We start from the raw sequence: 19,572 nt of genomic DNA on the forward strand, positions 1-19,572 counted from the left end.
CAAATACAAAAAACAAAAACCGGTACAGATTAAAACAAGCTGATCTGTACCGGTAACCCAGCACACAACTGTCATGCCGCTTTAACTGTACCGGAGGGATGCAATGAAACTGTACGAGCAACTCGCAGAAAATCTGCAACAGCGAATTGATCAGGGATACTATCCCGACGGTACTAAACTACCTTCGATCCGCGCCACCAGTCAGGAGCATGGCGTCAGCATTTCTACCGTTCAGGAAGCCTACGCCTTGCTGGTCGAAAACGGCAAAGCAGTAGCCAGACCTAAATCCGGTTACTTCGTCACTGAACAGCTCAGCCCACCACCACTGCCTCAAACCAGCCAGCCAACCGCCAAACCTTTAGGTCTGCCTGAATGGCATAATTTATTGCATATCATGGATGACTACGGCGAAGAAAATGTCTTTCAGTTAAGCATCGCAGTGCCAGACTGTGACGCCCCCAGCCTGAACCCTCTGCTTAAACTCACTGCTGAACTAAGCAGGACCACCACCAGACGGCTGTTTAATTATGATCACGTAAGAGGAGCGGCAGAACTGCGCAGGCAAATTGCCAGGATGATGATTGATTCCGGCTGCAGCGTGACACCTGAAGACATTATTGTCACCAGTGGATGCCAGGAAGCACTAGCCAGCAGCCTGCGGGCAATCACCGAACCCGGCGACATAGTCATCGTCGATTCACCTAATTTCTTTGGCTCACTACAGGCCATAGAAATGAGCGGTGTAAAAGCACTGGAAATTCCCACTCACCCGGAAACCGGCATCAGCCTGGACGCACTGGCCAAAGCACTGGAACAATGGCCCGTGAAGGCCTGCCTGCTAACACCCACGAATAACAATCCGCTGGGATACAGTATGCCGGACGAAGACAAACCCAGACTGCTGGAGTTACTAGCCGAATATGACATCCCGTTAATTGAAGACGATATCTACGGCGACCTGAGTTACAAACTGCCCCGCCCCCGTAGCATTAAATCTTATGACACTGAAGGCAGAGTCATTCTCTGCTCATCGTTTTCCAAAACGCTGGCGGCAGGATTACGCATCGGCTGGGTGTGCCCCGGCCGTTACTTCGACAAAGTCATGATGATGAAATACGTATCCAGCATGAGTACGGCAACTCTCAATCAACTGGCGGTCGCAGAATTTGTTGCACAGGGCTATTACGAGAAACACTTAAGGAAGATGCGGCAAAACTACCAGCGCGACAGAGATACAGTCATTGCACTGTTAAGCCGCCATATGCCGCAAAGCACCCGCATCAGTTATCCGCAGGGCGGCTATCTTTTGTGGGTAGAATTGCCGGAAGCCATTGATGCTGTTGAACTCAACCGAAGAGCCGGCCAACAGGGCATCAATGTCGCACCGGGACCGCTCTTTTCGGCAACCAACAAATACAAAAATTTTATGCGGATAAACTGCCGCAACAGCCAGGACTCAAGAATGGACCCAGCCATTAAAGCCCTTGGCGAAATTGCCAACGACTTGCTCATCGAAAGCTTACGGCCCGCCTGATGACTTATTAACAGAGCGTATTAGCGCCAGCTTTCAGACCAGGCTAATTGCTGCTCAGTATCCATATACGTCCAGGCAATAATGTGACTGCTCTTCTGCCCTTGCGCCATTTCAATCACTTTTACTTCAGCTACTTTTGCCTGCTTTAACTGCTGCTGCAGTCGAGGCAGGTTTTCCTGCTTCGAAACCAGACTGGTAAACCATAAACATTGTTCAGCAAAATCTCTGCTTTCCTTGATCATCCTGCCAATGAACTCAGCTTCCCCGCCTTTACACCAAAGCTCATTATTCTGGCCACCAAAATTCAGCTTCATGGTTTTAGAAACTTCAGTTTTAGCGACAGCAGCTTTAGCACCACGAGGGGCCTTTTTCGGTTGGGACAAGTTAGTTACTTTACGCTGCGCGGCTGCATTCGCTTCTTCGGCAGAGGCATGAAATGGCGGATTACACATAGTGAAATCAAACACTTCATCTGTACCTATCAGACCACTGAAGGTTTTCGTTTTTTTGGGTTGCAAACGATACTCAATCATACCCTTCAACGAGGTATTGGACTGCGCCACCAATGCCGCCGTCTGAACCGATAACGGATCAATGTCACTGCCCAACATCTTCCAGCCATACTCACGGGCAGCCAAAAGAGGATAAATACCATTTGCACCGGTACCGACATCCATACCGCGCAACTTTCGCCCTTTAGGCGGCTGCTCTGTACCGGCTGACGCTGCCAACAAATCTGACAGGTAATGCACATAATCCACCCGACCTGGAATAGCCGGGCACAGATAGCCTTTTGGCAATTCCCAGAAAGCGATTCCGTAATGATATTTTAACAATGCCTGATTCAGGCAGATAACTGCCTTAGGGTCTGAAAAATCAATACTCTGACGGCCACGAACATCTATAACAAAAGCTGCCAGTTCAGGAAGAGCCTTTTGCAAAGCATCAAAATCATAGTTGAAACGATGTTTATTACGGGGATGCAATCCGGATTTTACTTTCGAACCAGCCTTAGATTTAGACACTACACTCTTCCTGTCAGCTAAAACGCCAGCACGATTATGCCCTGCGCTTTACAGCCAGTTATGGATTAACCAGCTTATTTCAAATAGCGCTAAGTTTTACTCTGGATGACAGCATACCCATCACCCGAACAAGCACAGCAGACCGCTGCCAGCGCGAAGCCGTGCATTGTTATCGTATTCAGTCACAGCGTCCAGATATTTTTACTTATGAAGTAAAGTTAACGTCATTCAATAACATTCTTTTAAATGTTGAATGATTACGCCAGTTATCTGCATTCAAATTATCTAAGGTTTTACTCAGAAAACCACTGGCAAAGGCACCATCAGTTCTAACTAAAAGCTGTCTGCACAAAATCAACCCGCGCTTCAGGAGACAGCGCAGCATCATCCAGCGCTGCAATTTTATCGAAGCGCTTCAGCAGCCCCTGATTATTGGCAATCTGAATTGCTAATCCTGGGCGGGCATTCAATTCCAGTAACATTGGCCCCTGATAAGCATCCAAGACAATATCGACACCCAAATATCCTAACCCGGACATTTCATAACAGCGGGCAGCCATATTCAACAACTCTTGCCAGCCATCGATATTAATGTCAGAAAGCAACATACCGGTGTCCGGATGATGTTCCACCGGACGGTCGAACTGTATTGCGTAGCTGGCCTTACCCGTCACAATATCGATACCGACACCTACTGCGCCCTGATGCAAATTTGCTTTACCATCGGAAGCAGCAGTCGACAAACGCATCATTGCCATAACAGGAAAGCCTTTAAAAACAATAATTCGGATATCCGGCACACCCTCATAACTGTAATTAGCGAATGACTCATCGAAATGGATTAAATACTCTATGATTGCTTTGTCTGGCTGGCCGCCTAATGAAAACAGTCCCGCTAGAATATTCGAGGTATGTCGCTTAATATCCGCCAGAGACAGAGCCTGATTATTCGGTTTAAAGTACTCATGATCATCATGATCATGAATCACCAAAATACCTTTGCCACCGCTACCCTTGGAAGGCTTTATACAGAACGCATCCTGCGTATGTAGCAACTCATCAATTTTATTAACCTGATGCTGATACTCAATAACACCCACTAAAGGCGGTACCGAGAGCCCTGCGGCAATCGCAAGATTTTTGGTTTTCAGCTTATCGTCCACTAATGGAAATAAACGTCGCTCATTGTGCCCGGAAATATATTCAATATTACGCTGATTCATTCCCAGAACACCCTGTTTCCGCAACTGCCGGGGGGAAATAAACCAACTCATTTTGGCGCCTTTTCGGAAGGTTTAAACTGTGAACGGTCTGTCCCATTTTGCTGAAAAGCGTTAAACCGGACCAGCTCAATAAGGCGGTAACCTGTATAGCTACCGAGTATGAGAACCAGCGCCAGTAAAACCAGCTGTAAACCTGGGAAGTTAAAAGTCAGATGCTGCACATACTGATTAGACATCACAAGATACGCCAGCAAGGCTACCGCCAGTGAGCCGCCGCCCTGCTTCATAACTTCACCACCACCTTCTTCTTCCCATAGCAGCGACATTCTTTCAATCGTCCAGGCGATGATGATCATCGGGAAGAAAATAATATTCAGCCCTTCGACAATACGCAGGTTATAGGCAATCACAGAGAAGGTAGCGGTGAGTAAAATCACAATAATAATCACCGCGCTGATTCGTGCCACCAGTAATAAATTAAGCCGTGAAAGATAACTCCTTACCACCAGCCCGGACACAACCAGCAGAACAAATCCGGCAAGGCCTGCGCCCAGCGCAGTCTGCATAAGTGCCAGTGCGATTAACACCGGCATAAAAGTACCGGACGTCCGCAGCCCCACTAATACACGCATCAGCATAACTATCATCACACCAACCGGAATCAGCAGCAGTCCCCGAAACAGTTTTTGTTCCTCTAACGGTAGGCTGTGCAACGAAATCTGCATCGCGCTGACATCGGCATATTTCTGTTCCAGTGCCTGCTGAACAGGTGCTACATCACGTTGCATGGAAAAACTGACACGGGTATTCCGGCCACCTTCCAGATCAATCAGCGGCCGGTCACCCAACTCCCAGATCAATAAGCGCTGAGGCCGCCCCTCTTTACCGGTCGCCAGATTAAAAAAGGCAACTTTTTCATCTTCGCTATCTTCGCCATATACCATCAGATAGGCACGACTTTCCTGATTTCGGCGACTGTTTTTAAGCCTCAATGCCGTCACCTGACGGGCAGGTATAGCGGCCAGTTGCATCAGCAATATCGCAGCTTCTTCAATGGAACGTTCCTGTAACAGTAACTGCACCTGCTGATCATCCGACTGAAGATTATTTAACAGCTGCGCAGCCATCGTAATCTGATCTGCAGACTGAAAACGAGCCTGTTCAATCAGGCGCTGCGCCACCAACTCAGTAGTCTCCGGCAATATAGGCGGCGCCAGTAATTCAGGCGCAGCAGGCCATTCTTTGCCCTGCTGTTTATCCAGCAGAAAACGGGCCCGATAATAGAGCACCTGTTTACCTGCAGCTTCCTGCGTTGACCAGCGTACCGCAGGAATATCTTCCTCAGTCAGGTAGCTAAGTCCAAACCCCGGAGATGCTGTACTCTGCTCAAGTAAAGTAAAACCCTGCTGGGTTTCCGGAATTGCCATCTGAGCAATAATCGGCTCCCCTAACGCGGCGAACTCCAGCCGTGCTTCAACACTCCAGACTTCACGGGTTTCACCGGGAAGCCATGGAATTTCAAGATTAATATGACGATAAACGGCACTTCCCAGTCCCAGACATATCAACAATATGACCAACAGATAAAAAGGAATTTTCTGCTGCATGTCATCTCCTACTCTGCAGGCTTATCAACACTTGCCAGTTTTGGTTTTTTACCCAATACATAGCGCCTCGCCACATCAACAACCATCAGGTCTTTAAGCAAGTTTCGCCCGACTAAAACATCATAATTCAGGTGGCTGCGGTCCTTCAGCGTAAACTCAGCCACCTGAGTGATATTGCCTAATTTAATACCCAGCTTTACTACCCAACGCTTATCTTTTGTAGACGATGCCTGACGAATGTTCGCGTAACGCACGAGTTTAAGTGACACTTCCTGATCATCCGCCAGCGTAAACTTCACCCAGCGTTCGCCATTACGCTCAAATTCAGAAATATTACGGGCATTAATCGAAGAAGTTGTCGCACCGGTATCCATGCGGGCTTTGGAAACACTTTGATACCCACCATAATCAACCGTCGACCATTCAACAGCACCCACGACCGCTTTATTACTCAGCGACTTTCTCAACTGTGAACAGGACTGATCAGCGCTGGCAGTTATAATCAGCTCACGACGATCTTTGGCTTCTTGTTTCAGCGCTTTAGTTTCGCGCTGCAAGCCGGTTATTATTTTATTTTGCGCATCAAATTGCTCAGTCATAAGTACCTGTGCGGCACTACACTGCTCAACAGCCTGAGCAGCTAACTGATTCGTTTCTTGCTGTAATTGCTGACTTGCTATACATCCTTCAAGCATGAAAACCGAGAGCAAAATATAAAACCCTCTCTTCATAACGCGCCTCTTTATTTTACAAATATGTGTTAACAGACCTGCCTGTACCCAAATGCGATCCCACACAAAAGCATAGCCGCCACCGAAACGTACGTCGATTTAGCGCATCAATTATCAAGAACAGACAGATTAAACATTCAGACAGACAAGGTGGGACTTCGCAGCAAGGTAAACGTTCCTCAAAAACTCAACAACTGGCATAAAAAAACGCCAGTTCCTGTTACGGAGACTGGCGTTTCTGATACTAATTCAGGGGAGCATTAATCGACCTGTTTAACGACCAGTACCATACCCTGACTATCAACGATTTCGATCTTGCTGCCAGCAGCGATATTTTCATCCGCCTGCGCACGCCACAAAGTATCGCCAATCTGAATACGACCCAGTCCATTTTCAATCGGACCGGCCAAAACCAGCTGCCGGCCTACCAATTGTGCTGCCCGGTCATTCAGTAATGGCTGATCACTGCGGTCATTAAAACGACGGAACAGTTTCCAGTACAGCAAGGTGAAAATCACTGAAGCCAGCGCAAACACCAATAACTGCTGTTGCCAGCCCATATCCGGGACTACAAACAGAATCACGGCCTGTAATAACGCTGCCAGCGCTATTCCTAACAAAAAACCAGCCGTGCCCAACACTTCAAATCCGAGCAGTAACATACCCAAAATTAACCAGTGCCATGGGCTTAGCTCAGTAAAAAACTCAGACATTGACCGCTTTACCCCTTGATCTTAGTTGCATTCAGCAACTCACTGATACCGGCAACAGAGCCAATTACGTTACTGGCTTCCAGCGGCATCATAATCACTTTACTGTTTTCTGCCGAAGCAACGCCCTGCAAAGCTTCAACATATTTTTGCGCAACGAAGTAATTCAGAGCCTGCGGATTACCCTGAGAAATAGCCTCTGATACCATCTGGGTTGCACGAGCTTCAGCTTCAGCCTCACGCTCACGTGCCTCAGCTTCACGGAAAGCCGCTTCTTTCTGGCCTTCAGCACGTAAAATAGACGCTTGCTTCTCACCTTCCGCAACAGCAATGGCAGCCTGACGCTCACCTTCAGCATTCAGAATTGCTGCACGCTTTTCACGCTCTGCCTTCATCTGGTTTGCCATAGCTTCAACCAGATCCTGCGGCGGAGAAATATCACGAATCTCAACCCGGGTTACTTTCACACCCCACGGATCTGTCGCTTCATCGACCTTGGATAAAAGAGTGCCATTAATTGAATCGCGATTAGATAACATCTGATCCAGCTCCATCGAGCCAACTACCGCACGAATATTGGTCATCACCAGGTTTTGCATCGCCCGGTAAAGATCATTGACCTCATAGCTGGATTTAGCTGCGTCTAATACCTGAAAGAAGCATACCGCATCCGTAGTAACCATAGCGTTATCTGAGCTGATAACTTCCTGCGGAGGAACATCCAATACCTGCTCCATCATATTCTGACGGTGCCCAATGGTATCGATAAAAGGAATAATAATGTGCAGACCTGGCGGTAAAGTACGGGTATAGCGCCCAAAACGCTCTACCGTCCAGCCATAACCCTGCGGAACAACTTTCGCACCGGAATAGATAACCAGCAATACCAGAATCAGCAGTACTATTGAAGTAACGCCAAATTGAGAAATACCTAAATCAAACATTTATAACTCCATTTAAACATTGTCTGAACCTGCACCACGGTCATTTCTGAACACGACACAGATATACGTATAACTTTCGTCGCAGCATACTACCAGCGTCTGTTAACGCTTGGCAGCTTTATTGAAAAACCTGACGGTATTGCCTGTAAAAATGAACGAATTACATTTTCTCAGGCAACATCAGAGCTAAAATTTTCCGCTGTTAAGAAACGAAGCTTTATTTAAATAAGGGTAGCAGCTGTCTGAAAGCAGGGCTGGCAGCATCCTGCACCAGATCAAACAGACACATTTCTACAGACGTACGCTGGGCTCCCGCCGCAGTCATCCGGTTTAAACCTAAAGCACGGTTTTCAGCGGTGCGGGATGAAATAGCATCTTCGATGATTTCAACGTTATAACCTTTCGACAGTAAGCTCCTCACTGACTGATACACACAAATATGTGCTTCCAGGCCGCACACCAGCAGATTTGTCTTATTAAGGCTTTCAATCCTGCTAACAATTTCCGGGTTACCACAACAGTCAAATGTGGTTTTTGACATAGGAGTCTGGTCCGCCAGTAATTCACTGACCTCAGGTAAAGTAGCACCAAGCCCCTGAGGATACTGTTCAATATGCAACACCGGTATTCCCAGTATTTTGGCCCCCTGTATTGCCCTGGTTATGCATTGCAGCATTGTTTCAGCGTTATACATACTACGCGCCAGTTTGCCCTGCACATCGATCACAATAAGAGCTGTTGTTTCAGCGGTTAACATATACACTCCTGTTTTTTGTATCATTATACTGTAACCCGCCGAACTTCCGGGAACGTAAGCGAAAAGACTAAAGATAAAAGCCATATAGCAATATATAAGACAGTTGTAACTTACGTCTTAACTCACAGTATTCAGACAAGGACGCTAAATCAAGGTGCCAACATATACTTATAAAGCATCAGTAACTCGCCACTCTGTAACATGCCAATATGCATAACGAATACCTAAAAGGCGCTCTGCTGACAGCACTTGGGGTCACGATTCTCAGCTTTGATGCACTGCTGATACGCCTGATAGACGCTCACTCTTTTGGCTTAATTTTCTGGCGCGGCAGCCTGCTTAGCTTAGTGGTCTATATCTGGTGCAAAAGCTATAAACCCCGTGTAAATACCCTGCAGTTTGATGCTGCTATGCTCCGCTCAGCGGCTCTGTTTGCTATTAGCAGCTTTTCCTTCGTCAGCGCTATCAAAATAACCTCAGCCGCAAACGTCCTAGTCATCATCAGCGCTACGCCTATGATCTCAGCAGTACTGGCCCATATTTTCCTTAAAGAAAAATCTCCACCAATAACCTGGATAGCGATATTTATCTGTATGGGCGGCATTGTCTGGGTGCTCAGGGACGGCTGGCACAGTGGCAAAATGCTGGGGGACATGTTCGCTGTACTTTGCTGTCTTGGTATTTCTGCAAAGTTCGTCAACGACCGACACGCCCGCTCCCGGGATATGACACCGTCCTTAATACTCGCGGGTATCATGATGGCGGCAATCGCGGCCTGTTTTGCCAATCCTTTTATCATGGCCCCACAGGACTGGTTATGGATAATCGCTCTGTGCGTTGTGGTTCTGCCAGCAGCATTCATTCTGATTACACTTGGGCCAATGCGAATTCCTGCAGCAGAAGTCAGCATGATGATGCTTCTGGAAACAGCATTGGGACCTTTATGGGTCTGGCTGATTCTGCAAGAAGTGCCACCTACCTCAACGTTACAGGGCGGATCAGTGGTTATTTTAACGCTGCTGGCTCACAGCCTGCTGCGGTGGCGTAAACCTGTGTAGACATGGCGAGAACAGAACTAAAAAGCTTGCGAACAAGCTATCTGTTTATGGCAAAGCAGTGCACTTCTTATCAGCTTAACAAATCGTTACAAATCTCGACTCACAGTTTACTTTTGCGTTGATTAAAATATCCAATCAGCACGATTAAAGATCCAAATCGCAACTAAACTTGGCAAGCTTAAAAAGCTACTATAGAATCGACGCACAGTTTTAAGACGACCGGTCTAATTAATTTAAAAAATCATCTATTACAACACAGACCCGGTAAAGAAGAAGTTAAGAAAACGTTAAGACGCAGACTATGAATCGACCTAAACGTAACGAACACAACCGCGAAACTATCCTTGAAAAAGGCATGGAACTGTTTAACCAGCGTGGTTATCACGGTACTGGCATAAAAGAGATTCTCGATGCCTGCCAAGTCCCTAAGGGCTCTTTCTACAACTACTTTGAAAGCAAAGAACAATTTGCCGTGGACGTACTGAACTATCATCACGACCAGGAAAACGCAAAGTGGCAACACCACTTCGCCACCACTGAAGGCCGTCGCCTGCAGCAAATACGTGAAATGATAAATTCCTTTGTTGATGGCTACGAACAAGATCCTAATCTTTGTGGCTGCCTGCTTACCAATCTGATGGGGGAAGTTGGCAACCTTAGCGAGTCATTCCGCAAGGTAATTCAAGCCTCTTCCGAAGAAGTTATTAGCTGTATTACTGAAGATCTGGTTGTTGCTCAGCAAGAAGGTGATGTTCGTACTGATATGCCCGTAGACGTCATGGCTAAGTTGTTCTGGGACAGCTGGCAAGGCGCTCTGCTGAGAACTAAAGTTAATGGCTCAACCCAGCCACTGCAGGAAACTGTAGATACTCTGTTTACTCTATTTAAAGCCCCCGATGGCGCAAGCCAGGAGAACAATGCATGAAGCCGATGAAACAATACCTGCTGGCCTGCGCGACCAGCCTGATACTTATACCCAGTATCAGTCAGGCCGCAGACGAAGCACCGCAGGGGCTGCCGGCTGAAGTTGTACACGCAACAACAACCCAGCTTGACGACACTATTGAAGTTGTCGGCAACCTGACCGCTAACGAAGCGGTTATTCTGCGCCCTGAGCAAAGCGGCATCATCCGTGAAGTACTGTTCGAAGAAGGCTCTATCGTTGAACAGGGCCAGCAACTGATACAACTGGATACTGCCATTTATGCTGCTGAACTGCAGCAGGCTAAAGCCCGTGTAGCACTGAGCCAGATCGCCTTTAAGCGTGCAGACAGTCTATCCAAGAAACGTGTTGGTTCGCAGCAGGACCGCGACTCAGCGCTGGCTCAGTTACGTGTTGATCAGGCACAGCAGGTATTAGCCGAAACCCGTCTGGCTAAAATGACCATCACTGCTCCATACCCGGGCAGCATTGGTTTGCGAAAAGTCAGCCCTGGTGATTACGTAAACGCCGGCGAAGACTTAGTCGAGCTGGTTGATAACCACACCATGAAAGTAGAATTCCGTGTGCCTGAAAAGTTCTTCGCCCGCCTGAAGCCAGGCCAGACAATCAAACTCAACAGTGACGCCCTGCGTGGTGAATCTTTCAGCGGTGAAATTTATGCTATTTCACCCACTATTAACGACCGTAGCCACAACGTACTGGTACGTGCCCGGGTACCAAACCCGGAACTCAAACTGCGCCCAGGCCTGTTTGCCAAGGTTCAAATTCTATTGGACAGCTTAGATGCAGCCGTCATGGTGCCGGAAGAAGCGATTATTCCGAAGAATAATAAGTTCTTCGTATATAAGGTTGTTGATAACAGCATTGAAATGGTCAACGTTGAAATCGGCCAGCGCCGTGGTGCAGAAGTACATATCGCTAGCGGCCTGGCGGCTGATGACGTAATCGTCACCGCTGGCCAGTTAAAACTCTTCCCTGGCATGCCGGTAACACCTATCTTTGTTGACGGCAGCCAGTCAGCTAAAGGGGAGTCTGAGTAATGATCCTCTCTGATATCAGTATCCAGCGTCCGGTACTGGCCAGTGTGATGAGCCTGCTGATCTTACTGATCGGCGCCATCGCGTATGACCGGTTAACGGTGCGGGAATACCCAAAAATCGACGTACCGGTTGTAACCGTTGAAACCAAATACCCTGGCGCCAGCGCATCTATAATAGAAAGCCAGGTTACCCAGATAATCGAAGACTCTTTATCCGGTATTGAAGGGGTTGATTTCATCAGCTCTATCAGCCGCTCAGAAACCAGCCAGATCACTGTTACCTTCAATCTTGACCGTGACTCTGACAATGCAGCAAACGATGTCCGGGACCGGGTTGGACGGGTACGTGGCCAGCTACCGGATGACGTAGATGAGCCTGTTACCAGTAAATCTGAAGCGGATGCACAGCCAATAATCTGGCTTGCCCTGTCTTCCGACCGTCATGATCCAATGCTTATGTCCGATCTGACAGATCGCCTGGTAAAAGATCCTCTTCAAACCGTATCAGGCGTTGCAAACGTTCTGCTGTTTGGCGACCGTCGCTATGCCATGCGCATCTGGCTTGATCCCGCACGAATGGCTGCTTATAAAGTAATTCCGCAAGACATCGAAGACGCACTGAATAAGCAGAACGTTGAGATACCTGCCGGCCGTATCGAAAGTTCACAACGTGAATTCAGCGTGCTGTCCCGTACAGATCTGAACACAGTAGAACAGTTCAATGACATTATTATACGTAACGACAGCGGTTATCCGGTACGTATCCGCGACGTTGCTACCGTTAACATTGCCCCGGAAGATGACCGCAAAGTATCGCGCTTCAATGGCGAAACTGCCATTGCACTAGGTGTTGTAAAACAGTCAACCGCGAACCCACTGGATGTATCCGACGGAATAAAAGAACGTCTGCCACAGATTCAGGCAAGCCTGCCTGAAGGCATCAAAGTGAAGATCGCATACGACTCTTCTATCTTTATTGCCAAGTCTATTGATTCGGTATTCAGTACAATTCTGCAGGCCAGTGGTCTGGTTATACTGGTTATTTTCTTCTTTCTGCGAAACGTTCGCGCCACCCTGATTCCGGTTATTACTATTCCGCTGTCACTGGTGGGCGTATTTGCCATGATGTATTTCTTTGGTTTCAGCGTGAACACCCTCACCCTGCTGGCCATGGTACTGGCGATTGGCTTAGTGGTAGATGACGCCATCGTAATGCTGGAAAACATATACCGACACGTTGAAAACGGTATGACCCCCATTCAGGCAGCTTTCAAAGGCAGCCGGGAAATTGGCTTCGCGGTAATCGCGACAACACTGACACTGGTTGCTGTATTTGCCCCGGTTGCTTTCACCCCCGGACGTACCGGCAAACTGTTTACTGAGTTCTCGCTGACACTGGCAGGCGCTGTTGTGGTGTCTACATTTATCGCCCTTACACTGTCTCCAATGATGGCTTCCCGCCTCCTGAAGCACGAGAAACGCCACAGCGCCCTGTTTAATCTGGTTGAAGGCTGGTTAATAGCGTTGAATAACAGCTACGCCGCATCGCTGAAGTTCGTGCTGCGTTCCCGAATGCTGGCACTGGCTATTATGGCCGGCAGTATTTTCGGTAGTTATTACTTCTACACGCAACTACCACAGGAACTGGCACCGACCGAAGACCGTGGTGATATTCTGGCAATGTCTATTGCTCCGGACGGGGCATCTGTCGGCTTTGTAGACAAGTACGCCCGTCAGGTTGAAGGCATGCTCAGCGAAGTACCGGAAGGCCGCCACTACTTCAGCATTGTTGGCTTCCCTACTGAAACCAACTCGATGGCATTCATTTCCCTGAAACCATGGGAAGAACGTGCCCGTAGCCAGCAATCCATTGCTGCGCAACTGACACCGCAGCTGTTCGGCGGCGTAACCGGCACCATGTCATTCGCGATGAACCTGCCTTCACTGGGCCAGAGCTTTATCTCCCGTCCGGTTGAATTCATCATCAAATCGAACAGTGATTACTCCGAACTACAGGGCATTGCTGACCAGCTAATGGGGCGGATTCTGCAGAATCCGGGCTTCATCCAGCCGGATGTGGATCTGAAACTGAATAAACCTGAACTGGCCATTGATGTTGACCGTAACAAAGCCTCTGAAGTCGGTGTGGATGTCAGCCTGATCGGACGCACACTGGAAACGTACATCGCCAGCCGCCAGGTTACCCGCTTTAAGAAGGACGGTGAACAGTACGACGTGATCGTACAGGTTCAGCCTGATGAACGAAGCAACCCGGCTGATCTGAGCAATCTGTACCTGCGCAATCAGAATGACGAAATGATCCAGCTATCGAACCTTGTCGATGTACAGGAAAGCGTTGCACCAAAGGAGCTTAACCACTTCGATAAGATGAAGTCTGTTACTTTCCAGGCAATTCTGGCACCCGGTTACAGCGTCGGCGAAGCCTTGGACTTTATCGAACAGGCCATGGCTGAGATCAGCCCTAACACTTTATATGACTACGGCGGACAATCGCGGGAATTCAAAAATTCCAGCAACAGCCTGATCATCACAGCTGCACTGGCTGCCCTCTTTACCTTTCTGGTACTGGCTGCACAGTTTGAAAGCTTTAAGCACCCGCTGATCATCATGCTATCTGTACCACCAGCAATCTTTGGTGCAGTAATGGCTCTGTATTTCACCGGTGCGTCACTCAGCATCTACAGTAAAATTGGCCTGATAACCCTGATAGGCCTGGTCACCAAACACGGCATTCTGATTGTCGAGTTTGCCAACCAGTTACAACAGAAAGGCGCCAGCGTCAGCGACGCTGTACTTGAAGCAGCAATCCTGCGGTTACGTCCTATTCTGATGACCACTGCTGCGACAGTATTAGGCGCCTTCCCACTGGCTTTCGCCATGGGTGCGGGTGCAGAAAGCCGCCAGCAACTGGGTTGGGTAATCGTCGGAGGCATGACACTGGGAACAATTCTGACTCTATTTGTAATACCTACGGTATACAGTTATCTTGGTAAGCGCCTGTTTAAACAGGTCTCTTACCAGGAAGTAGCTGAAAAAACTGACACGATGAACACTGATAGCATCATTAACAGCAACACTAAGTAACAGCTGACAGGAAAGGAAAACTAACGTGAAAATGGTAAAAAATCTTTGCCGCTTAACCTTGCTGGCAGGCTGCATTCAAGCCTCAATAGCACAAGCAGGCAGCCTGGCAGACATCTATCAGCAGGCCCTACAGCACGACCCACAACTTAAAGCTTCAGCCGCATCATCTCTGGCTGGTACGGAAGCAATTCCACAGGCAGAAGCAGGCTTACGCCCAACGATCAGCCTGAACGCCAACGCGACCCGGAATGAAACCACCACCCGTGATTTTAACAACACGGGCTATACCGTCAGCCTGAGCCAGCCGATCTATAACTCTGCTGCCTGGTACGGTGTTGAACGTGGCAAAGCTCTCAGCCAGACAGCTCAACTGCAATATGAGCAGACTCAGCAAAACCTGATTATCCGCAGTGTAGAAAGCTACCTGAACGTACTGCGCGCCAAGAACACACTGGAAACGACGCAAGCTGAAGAACGCGCGATTAAACGTCGTCTGGATCAGGTTAACGCGCAGTTTGAAGTTGGTCTGATTCCTATCACAGATGTTCACGAAGCTCAGGCATCTTATGACAACGCCAAAGTTTCCCGAATTCTTGCCGAAGGTGAACTGGATAACAGCTTTGAAGCGATCGAACGCCTGGCTGGCCAAAGTTACAACGACGTTGATGTACTCAGCGCTAAATACCCTATCGACAACCTGGAATCCAATGATGCCAATGCCTGGCTAAACAAAGCCAGAGAAGGCAACCTGGCACTGCAGGTAGCCGACAGCAATGTTGAGTCCAGCCGCCAACTGACACGGATTAACCGTAGCGGACATAAACCAACAGTATCTCTGACCGCCAGCCACGATCAGGACAAAGGCACCACCTTTAACGACAACCGTAACGAAACCAATCAGATCGGTCTGACATTCAGTCTGCCACTGTATTCCGGTGGCGGAACCAGCTCACAGATCAGAGAATCAGAATACCGTCTGGATGAAGCACTGCAAAACCGTGAAGACGTGTTTCAGGGTATCAAGCTAGACACCCGCAGCCTGCTGCGCAATCTGTCCACTGACGTTCTGAGTGTTGCTGCCCGCAAACAAAGCATTCGCTCCAGCGAAACCGCACTGAAAGCCACTGAAGAAGGTTTCAACGTCGGTACGCGTAACGTAGTAGACGTATTACAGGCAGAGCAAAACCTCTACCGTGCACAGCGTGATTACGCCGAAGCGCGTTTCAACTATGTGTTAAACCTGTTCCGCTTTAAGCAGGTTATTGGCACTTTGAATCCTGAAGACATTCAGGGTCTGGATATCTGGATGGTTGCCGAAAGTGAGCAAGGCTAACACCTGCTAATCTTCAGACACAAAAAAACGCGCTATAAAGCGCGTTTTTTTTCGTCCGCATCAGCGAATCAGATGTCGATAACATCAAACTCAACTTCAGGGCTTACATCCGCATCGTAATCGACGCCATCAACACCAAAGCCAAACAGCTTCAGGAACTCATCCTTATACAGCTGATAATCGGTCAGCTCGAATAAGTTCTCAGAAGTAACCTGAGCCCATAGCGCCTGGCACTTCTGCTGGATATCATCACGCAATTCCCAGTCATCCATACGCAGACGGTTTTCAGCATCAACCTGACCGGTAGAACCTGCAATTGCAGAATCGAATAAACGGTAAACCTGATCCATACAACCTTCATGCACACCTTCCGCACGCATGATCTTGAAGACCATAGACAGATACAAAGGCATAACAGGAATCGCAGAACTCGCCTGAGTTACAACAGACTTCAGCACAGCTACATTAGCGCTACCGCCAGTCTTACCCAGAGTCTCATTCAATGCAGTTGCTGCACGGTCAACGTCTTTCTTCGCCTGACCCAGTGCACCGTCCCAGTAAATCGGCCAGGTAATTTCAGTACCGATGTAGCTGTAAGCAACTGTCTTACAACCTTCAGCCAGAACACCCGCTTCGTTCAGCTGGTTAATCCACAGCTCCCAATCTTCACCGCCCATAACTGTAACAGTATTAGCGATCTCTTCATCAGTCGCCGGCTCAACTTCTGCATCAATGATAACGTCTTTGTTAGTATCGATAGCAGTCGAACGGTATACCTCACCGATTGGCTTCAGGCAGGAACGGATAACTTCACCGGTTTCCGGCATTTTACGCACTGGAGATGCCAGTGAGTAAACCACCATATCAATCTGACCTAAGTCTTCTTTGATCAGATCAATAGTCTTTTGCTTTGCTTCATTCGAAAACGCATCGCCATTCAGGCTCCTTGCGTACAAACCTGCTTCATGTGCTTTTTTGTCAAAAGCGGCAGCGTTGTACCAGCCAGCTGTACCGGTTTTACGCTCTGTCGCTGGCTTCTCAAAAAATACACCTATGGTAGCTGCACCACAGCCAAATGCTGCTGTAATCCGCGAAGACATGCCGTAACCACTGGAGGACCCTACAACCAAAACACGCTTAGGACCGTTCTCGATCGCGCCTTTTGATTTAGTTAAATCGATCTGCTCCTGAATGTTCTGCTCACAACCGACAGGGTGAGTGGTGGTACAAATAAAACCGCGAATCTTTGGTTTGATAATCATTAGCTATCCACTTTGGTAAGTGCACGCCGGGCGGGCCTCACATTCCGGTGAGATGCCCCTAAAACGTACGAAACTTTAAAACAGCGGCTAAAGATACCTGATTTTGGCATTTTAAGGAACCTTTAGAGTGTTATAGCAGGGTCAGCTTCATGCCTTTCAGCGTCATTTACGTACACTTACAAGTCACTGAAATAAAGGAATTTAGGCTCTGTTTTCATAACAGCCTGGCTATATTATTCAACCGCTTCAGGATTACAGCCCTGCCCTTGCTCTGCCTAAGAAAACAACAGGCAACAAAAAAGCCGCGCGGTCTCCCGGGCGGCTTTTTCTGATCGGCTGTTATTACAGCTTACTGTCCAGTTCAGGAACAGCTTCAAACAGGTCTGCTACCAGGCCGTAATCGGCAACCTGGAAGATAGGCGCTTCGTCGTCTTTGTTGATCGCAACAATGACTTTAGAGTCCTTCATACCTGCCAGGTGCTGGATCGCACCGGAGATACCAACTGCAACGTACAGATCAGGTGCAACAATCTTACCTGTCTGGCCAACCTGCATGTCGTTTGGTACGAAACCGGCATCAACAGCAGCACGGGATGCACCAACAGCTGCACCCAGCTTGTCAGCAACAGAATCCAGCATTGCGAAGTTTTCGCCGTTACCCATACCACGACCACCGGAAACGATAATCTTAGCAGAGGTCAGTTCAGGACGGTCGCTCTGAGCAACTTCATCACTTACGAACGTAGACAGGCCTGCATCGTGTGCAGCAGCAACAGCTTCAACAGCCGCGCTACCACCTTCAGCAGCAGCTGGCTCGAAAGCAGTGCTACGAACAGTGATAACCTTGATAGCATCCAGAGCTTTAACAGTCGCAATCGCGTTACCCGCATAGATAGGACGACCGAAAGTGTCAGCGCTATCAACACGCAGGATGTCAGAGATCTGACCTACGTCCAGCAGCGCAGCAGCGCGTGGCAGAACGTTTTTAGTTTCTGGAGTAGAAGTAGCCATGATGTGGGAATAACCAGCACCCACTTCAGCAATCAGCTTAGCAACGTTTTCAGCCAGCTGGTTTGCGTAAACAGCATTGTCTGCAACCAGGACCTTAGAAACGCCAGCAACTTTCGCTGCTTCTTCAGCCGCAGCCTGACAAGCGCTACCAGCAACCAGTACGTCGATGTCACCACCAACTTGCTGAGCAGCTGTTACCGCGTGCAGTGTAGCTGCTTTCAGCGTTGAATTATCGTGTTCTGCAATGATTAACGTAGCCATCAGATCACCTTCGCTTCGTTCTTCAGTTTTTCTACCAGCTCGTCAACGCTCGCCACCTTGATACCTGCCTGACGTTCTTCAGGAGTATCGACACGCAACACTTCAGTGTGCGCTTTGATAGTTACACCCAGCTCTTCCGGCGTAGTAGTCGCCATTGGCTTCTTCTTCGCCTTCATGATGTTCGGCAGAGACGCGTAACGTGGTTCGTTCAGACGCAGGTCAGTTGTAACCAGAGCAGGCATCGCCAGCTCAACAGTTTGCAGACCGCCGTCAACTTCACGAGTAACCAGAGCCTTATCGCCTTCGATCTTAACTTCAGATGCGAAAGTACCCTGAGCCATACCTGTCAGTGCAGCAAGCATCTGACCAGTCTGGTTGTTATCGCTGTCGATCGCCTGCTTACCAGTAATAACCAGACCAGGTTGCTCCTGCTCGATTACCTTAGCCAGCAGCTTAGCAACGTGTAAAGATTCCAGCGTCTCATCAGACTGAACCAGAATGCCACGGTCAGCACCCAGCGCCAGAGCAGTACGGATCTGTTCCTGCGCAGCTTGTGGGCCCAAAGACACAACAACAACTTCACTGGCAACACCTGATTCTTTCAGGCGAACCGCTTCTTCTACAGCGATTTCACAGAAAGGATTCATCGCCATTTTTACATTGGTTAGATCAACATCAGTATTATCGGACTTTACACGTACCTTTACGTTGTAATCGATAACCCGCTTGACAGTTACCAGTACTTTCATTCGTACACCGTCCCTATCTAAATTGTTTGGTTAATGACCGCTAAAAAAATACCCTGACTTAACCATCGATACATCAGTATCGACACATTAGGGAATTCACTTATTTTACATAGCGCCTTTTAATAAGCAATCACCTGAAAAGGTAATAAGCAATCGCCCGTAATAAGGCAAATAAAAGAAAGCTCATAAAATCGAGAACTTCTTATAAGATAGAGCGCAGCCAATTTCAATAAGAATCCTGCCTCAGGTCGCATATAGACCAGATACAGGACGACTCTGC

The 19,572-nt window shown here is 48.3% G+C and carries 16 protein-coding genes; 6 read left to right on the forward strand and 10 right to left on the reverse strand.

Annotated elements, in window-relative coordinates:
- The first annotated feature begins 103 nt into the window (after positions 1–103).
- Complete coding sequence (locus OCU49_RS15340; protein WP_261841432.1) at positions 104–1,534, forward strand: aminotransferase-like domain-containing protein; 1,431 nt, start codon at positions 104–106, stop codon at positions 1,532–1,534.
- 20 nt (positions 1,535–1,554) lie between these two features.
- On the opposite strand, the gene rlmF is transcribed toward OCU49_RS15340, so the two are convergent.
- The 7 genes from rlmF to OCU49_RS15375 all read right to left on the reverse strand — a co-directional run bounded on the left by rlmF (position 1,555) and on the right by OCU49_RS15375 (position 8,531).
- Positions 1,555–2,559, reverse strand: a complete 1,005-nt coding sequence (gene rlmF / locus OCU49_RS15345) for a 23S rRNA (adenine(1618)-N(6))-methyltransferase RlmF (protein ID WP_261841433.1) — start codon at positions 2,557–2,559, stop codon at positions 1,555–1,557.
- Positions 2,560–2,888: 329 nt separating this feature from the next.
- Positions 2,889–3,833 (reverse strand): alpha-L-glutamate ligase-like protein, encoded by a 945-nt coding sequence (locus OCU49_RS15350; RefSeq protein ID WP_261841434.1) that lies wholly within the window; start codon positions 3,831–3,833, stop codon positions 2,889–2,891.
- Positions 3,830–5,389, reverse strand: a complete 1,560-nt coding sequence (locus OCU49_RS15355; protein WP_261841435.1) for an inactive transglutaminase family protein — start codon at positions 5,387–5,389, stop codon at positions 3,830–3,832. Before OCU49_RS15355 ends, OCU49_RS15350 begins: the two co-directional genes overlap by 4 nt.
- A gap of 8 nt (positions 5,390–5,397) precedes the next feature.
- On the reverse strand, positions 5,398–6,120 hold the full coding sequence (locus tag OCU49_RS15360) for an ATP-dependent zinc protease family protein (RefSeq protein WP_261841436.1): 723 nt from the start codon (positions 6,118–6,120) through the stop codon (positions 5,398–5,400).
- A gap of 260 nt (positions 6,121–6,380) precedes the next feature.
- Positions 6,381–6,833 (reverse strand): NfeD family protein, encoded by a 453-nt coding sequence (locus OCU49_RS15365; protein ID WP_261841437.1) that lies wholly within the window; start codon positions 6,831–6,833, stop codon positions 6,381–6,383.
- Between the two features lie 8 nt (positions 6,834–6,841).
- The gene (locus tag OCU49_RS15370) at positions 6,842–7,774 is read right to left on the reverse strand and encodes an SPFH domain-containing protein (protein WP_261841438.1); all 933 of its coding nucleotides are present in this window, start codon (positions 7,772–7,774) and stop codon (positions 6,842–6,844) included.
- Between the two features lie 217 nt (positions 7,775–7,991).
- On the reverse strand, positions 7,992–8,531 hold the full coding sequence (locus OCU49_RS15375) for a hydrolase (protein ID WP_261841439.1): 540 nt from the start codon (positions 8,529–8,531) through the stop codon (positions 7,992–7,994).
- A 209-nt stretch (positions 8,532–8,740) separates the two neighbouring features.
- Here OCU49_RS15375 and OCU49_RS15380 point away from each other — a divergent pair, with 209 nt between their 5' ends.
- From OCU49_RS15380 to OCU49_RS15400, 5 genes are all read left to right on the forward strand, one after another.
- Positions 8,741–9,589: a DMT family transporter gene (locus tag OCU49_RS15380; protein WP_261841440.1), complete on the forward strand. Its 849-nt coding sequence runs from the start codon at positions 8,741–8,743 to the stop codon at positions 9,587–9,589.
- A 301-nt stretch (positions 9,590–9,890) separates the two neighbouring features.
- The gene (locus OCU49_RS15385) at positions 9,891–10,514 is read left to right on the forward strand and encodes a TetR/AcrR family transcriptional regulator (RefSeq protein WP_261841441.1); all 624 of its coding nucleotides are present in this window, start codon (positions 9,891–9,893) and stop codon (positions 10,512–10,514) included.
- Positions 10,511–11,572: an efflux RND transporter periplasmic adaptor subunit gene (locus OCU49_RS15390; protein ID WP_261841442.1), complete on the forward strand. Its 1,062-nt coding sequence runs from the start codon at positions 10,511–10,513 to the stop codon at positions 11,570–11,572. The genes OCU49_RS15385 and OCU49_RS15390 overlap by 4 nt, the downstream gene beginning before the upstream one ends.
- On the forward strand, positions 11,572–14,676 hold the full coding sequence (locus tag OCU49_RS15395; RefSeq protein ID WP_261841443.1) for an efflux RND transporter permease subunit: 3,105 nt from the start codon (positions 11,572–11,574) through the stop codon (positions 14,674–14,676). The genes OCU49_RS15390 and OCU49_RS15395 overlap by 1 nt, the downstream gene beginning before the upstream one ends.
- A gap of 31 nt (positions 14,677–14,707) precedes the next feature.
- Positions 14,708–16,009, forward strand: a complete 1,302-nt coding sequence (locus OCU49_RS15400) for a TolC family outer membrane protein (protein ID WP_261845245.1) — start codon at positions 14,708–14,710, stop codon at positions 16,007–16,009.
- A gap of 68 nt (positions 16,010–16,077) precedes the next feature.
- Here the strand turns inward: OCU49_RS15400 and fabV are convergent, their stop codons facing one another.
- From fabV to OCU49_RS15415, 3 genes are all read right to left on the reverse strand, one after another.
- On the reverse strand, positions 16,078–17,271 hold the full coding sequence (gene fabV / locus OCU49_RS15405; RefSeq protein ID WP_261841444.1) for an enoyl-ACP reductase FabV: 1,194 nt from the start codon (positions 17,269–17,271) through the stop codon (positions 16,078–16,080).
- Positions 17,272–17,613: 342 nt separating this feature from the next.
- Positions 17,614–18,543 carry an FAD-binding protein gene (locus OCU49_RS15410; RefSeq protein WP_261841445.1) on the reverse strand — a complete coding sequence of 310 codons (930 nt, stop codon included), beginning with the start codon at positions 18,541–18,543 and terminating at the stop codon, positions 17,614–17,616.
- Positions 18,543–19,292, reverse strand: a complete 750-nt coding sequence (locus tag OCU49_RS15415) for an electron transfer flavoprotein subunit beta/FixA family protein (RefSeq protein ID WP_261841446.1) — start codon at positions 19,290–19,292, stop codon at positions 18,543–18,545. The genes OCU49_RS15410 and OCU49_RS15415 overlap by 1 nt, the downstream gene beginning before the upstream one ends.
- Positions 19,293–19,572: the final 280 nt, after the last annotated feature.

It is taken from the genome of Aliamphritea ceti, assembly GCF_024347215.1.
Classification (GTDB): domain Bacteria; phylum Pseudomonadota; class Gammaproteobacteria; order Pseudomonadales; family Balneatricaceae; genus Amphritea; species Amphritea ceti.

What these genes read in the sequence shown, in the direction of transcription:
- OCU49_RS15365 (WP_261841437.1), bottom strand. Translation starts at nt 6,833, where the DNA reads ATGTCTGAGTTTTTTACTGAGCTAAGCCCATGGCACTGGTTAATTTTG.
- OCU49_RS15385 (WP_261841441.1), top strand. Translation starts at nt 9,891, where the DNA reads ATGAATCGACCTAAACGTAACGAACACAACCGCGAAACTATCCTTGAA.
- fabV (WP_261841444.1), bottom strand. Translation starts at nt 17,271, where the DNA reads ATGATTATCAAACCAAAGATTCGCGGTTTTATTTGTACCACCACTCAC.
- OCU49_RS15390 (WP_261841442.1), top strand. Translation starts at nt 10,511, where the DNA reads ATGAAGCCGATGAAACAATACCTGCTGGCCTGCGCGACCAGCCTGATA.
- OCU49_RS15370 (WP_261841438.1), bottom strand. Translation starts at nt 7,774, where the DNA reads ATGTTTGATTTAGGTATTTCTCAATTTGGCGTTACTTCAATAGTACTG.
- OCU49_RS15350 (WP_261841434.1), bottom strand. Translation starts at nt 3,833, where the DNA reads ATGAGTTGGTTTATTTCCCCCCGGCAGTTGCGGAAACAGGGTGTTCTG.
- OCU49_RS15395 (WP_261841443.1), top strand. Translation starts at nt 11,572, where the DNA reads ATGATCCTCTCTGATATCAGTATCCAGCGTCCGGTACTGGCCAGTGTG.
- OCU49_RS15415 (WP_261841446.1), bottom strand. Translation starts at nt 19,292, where the DNA reads ATGAAAGTACTGGTAACTGTCAAGCGGGTTATCGATTACAACGTAAAG.
- OCU49_RS15360 (WP_261841436.1), bottom strand. Translation starts at nt 6,120, where the DNA reads ATGAAGAGAGGGTTTTATATTTTGCTCTCGGTTTTCATGCTTGAAGGA.
- OCU49_RS15410 (WP_261841445.1), bottom strand. Translation starts at nt 18,543, where the DNA reads ATGGCTACGTTAATCATTGCAGAACACGATAATTCAACGCTGAAAGCA.
- OCU49_RS15375 (WP_261841439.1), bottom strand. Translation starts at nt 8,531, where the DNA reads ATGTTAACCGCTGAAACAACAGCTCTTATTGTGATCGATGTGCAGGGC.
- OCU49_RS15380 (WP_261841440.1), top strand. Translation starts at nt 8,741, where the DNA reads ATGCATAACGAATACCTAAAAGGCGCTCTGCTGACAGCACTTGGGGTC.
- OCU49_RS15355 (WP_261841435.1), bottom strand. Translation starts at nt 5,389, where the DNA reads ATGCAGCAGAAAATTCCTTTTTATCTGTTGGTCATATTGTTGATATGT.
- OCU49_RS15340 (WP_261841432.1), top strand. Translation starts at nt 104, where the DNA reads ATGAAACTGTACGAGCAACTCGCAGAAAATCTGCAACAGCGAATTGAT.
- OCU49_RS15400 (WP_261845245.1), top strand. Translation starts at nt 14,708, where the DNA reads ATGGTAAAAAATCTTTGCCGCTTAACCTTGCTGGCAGGCTGCATTCAA.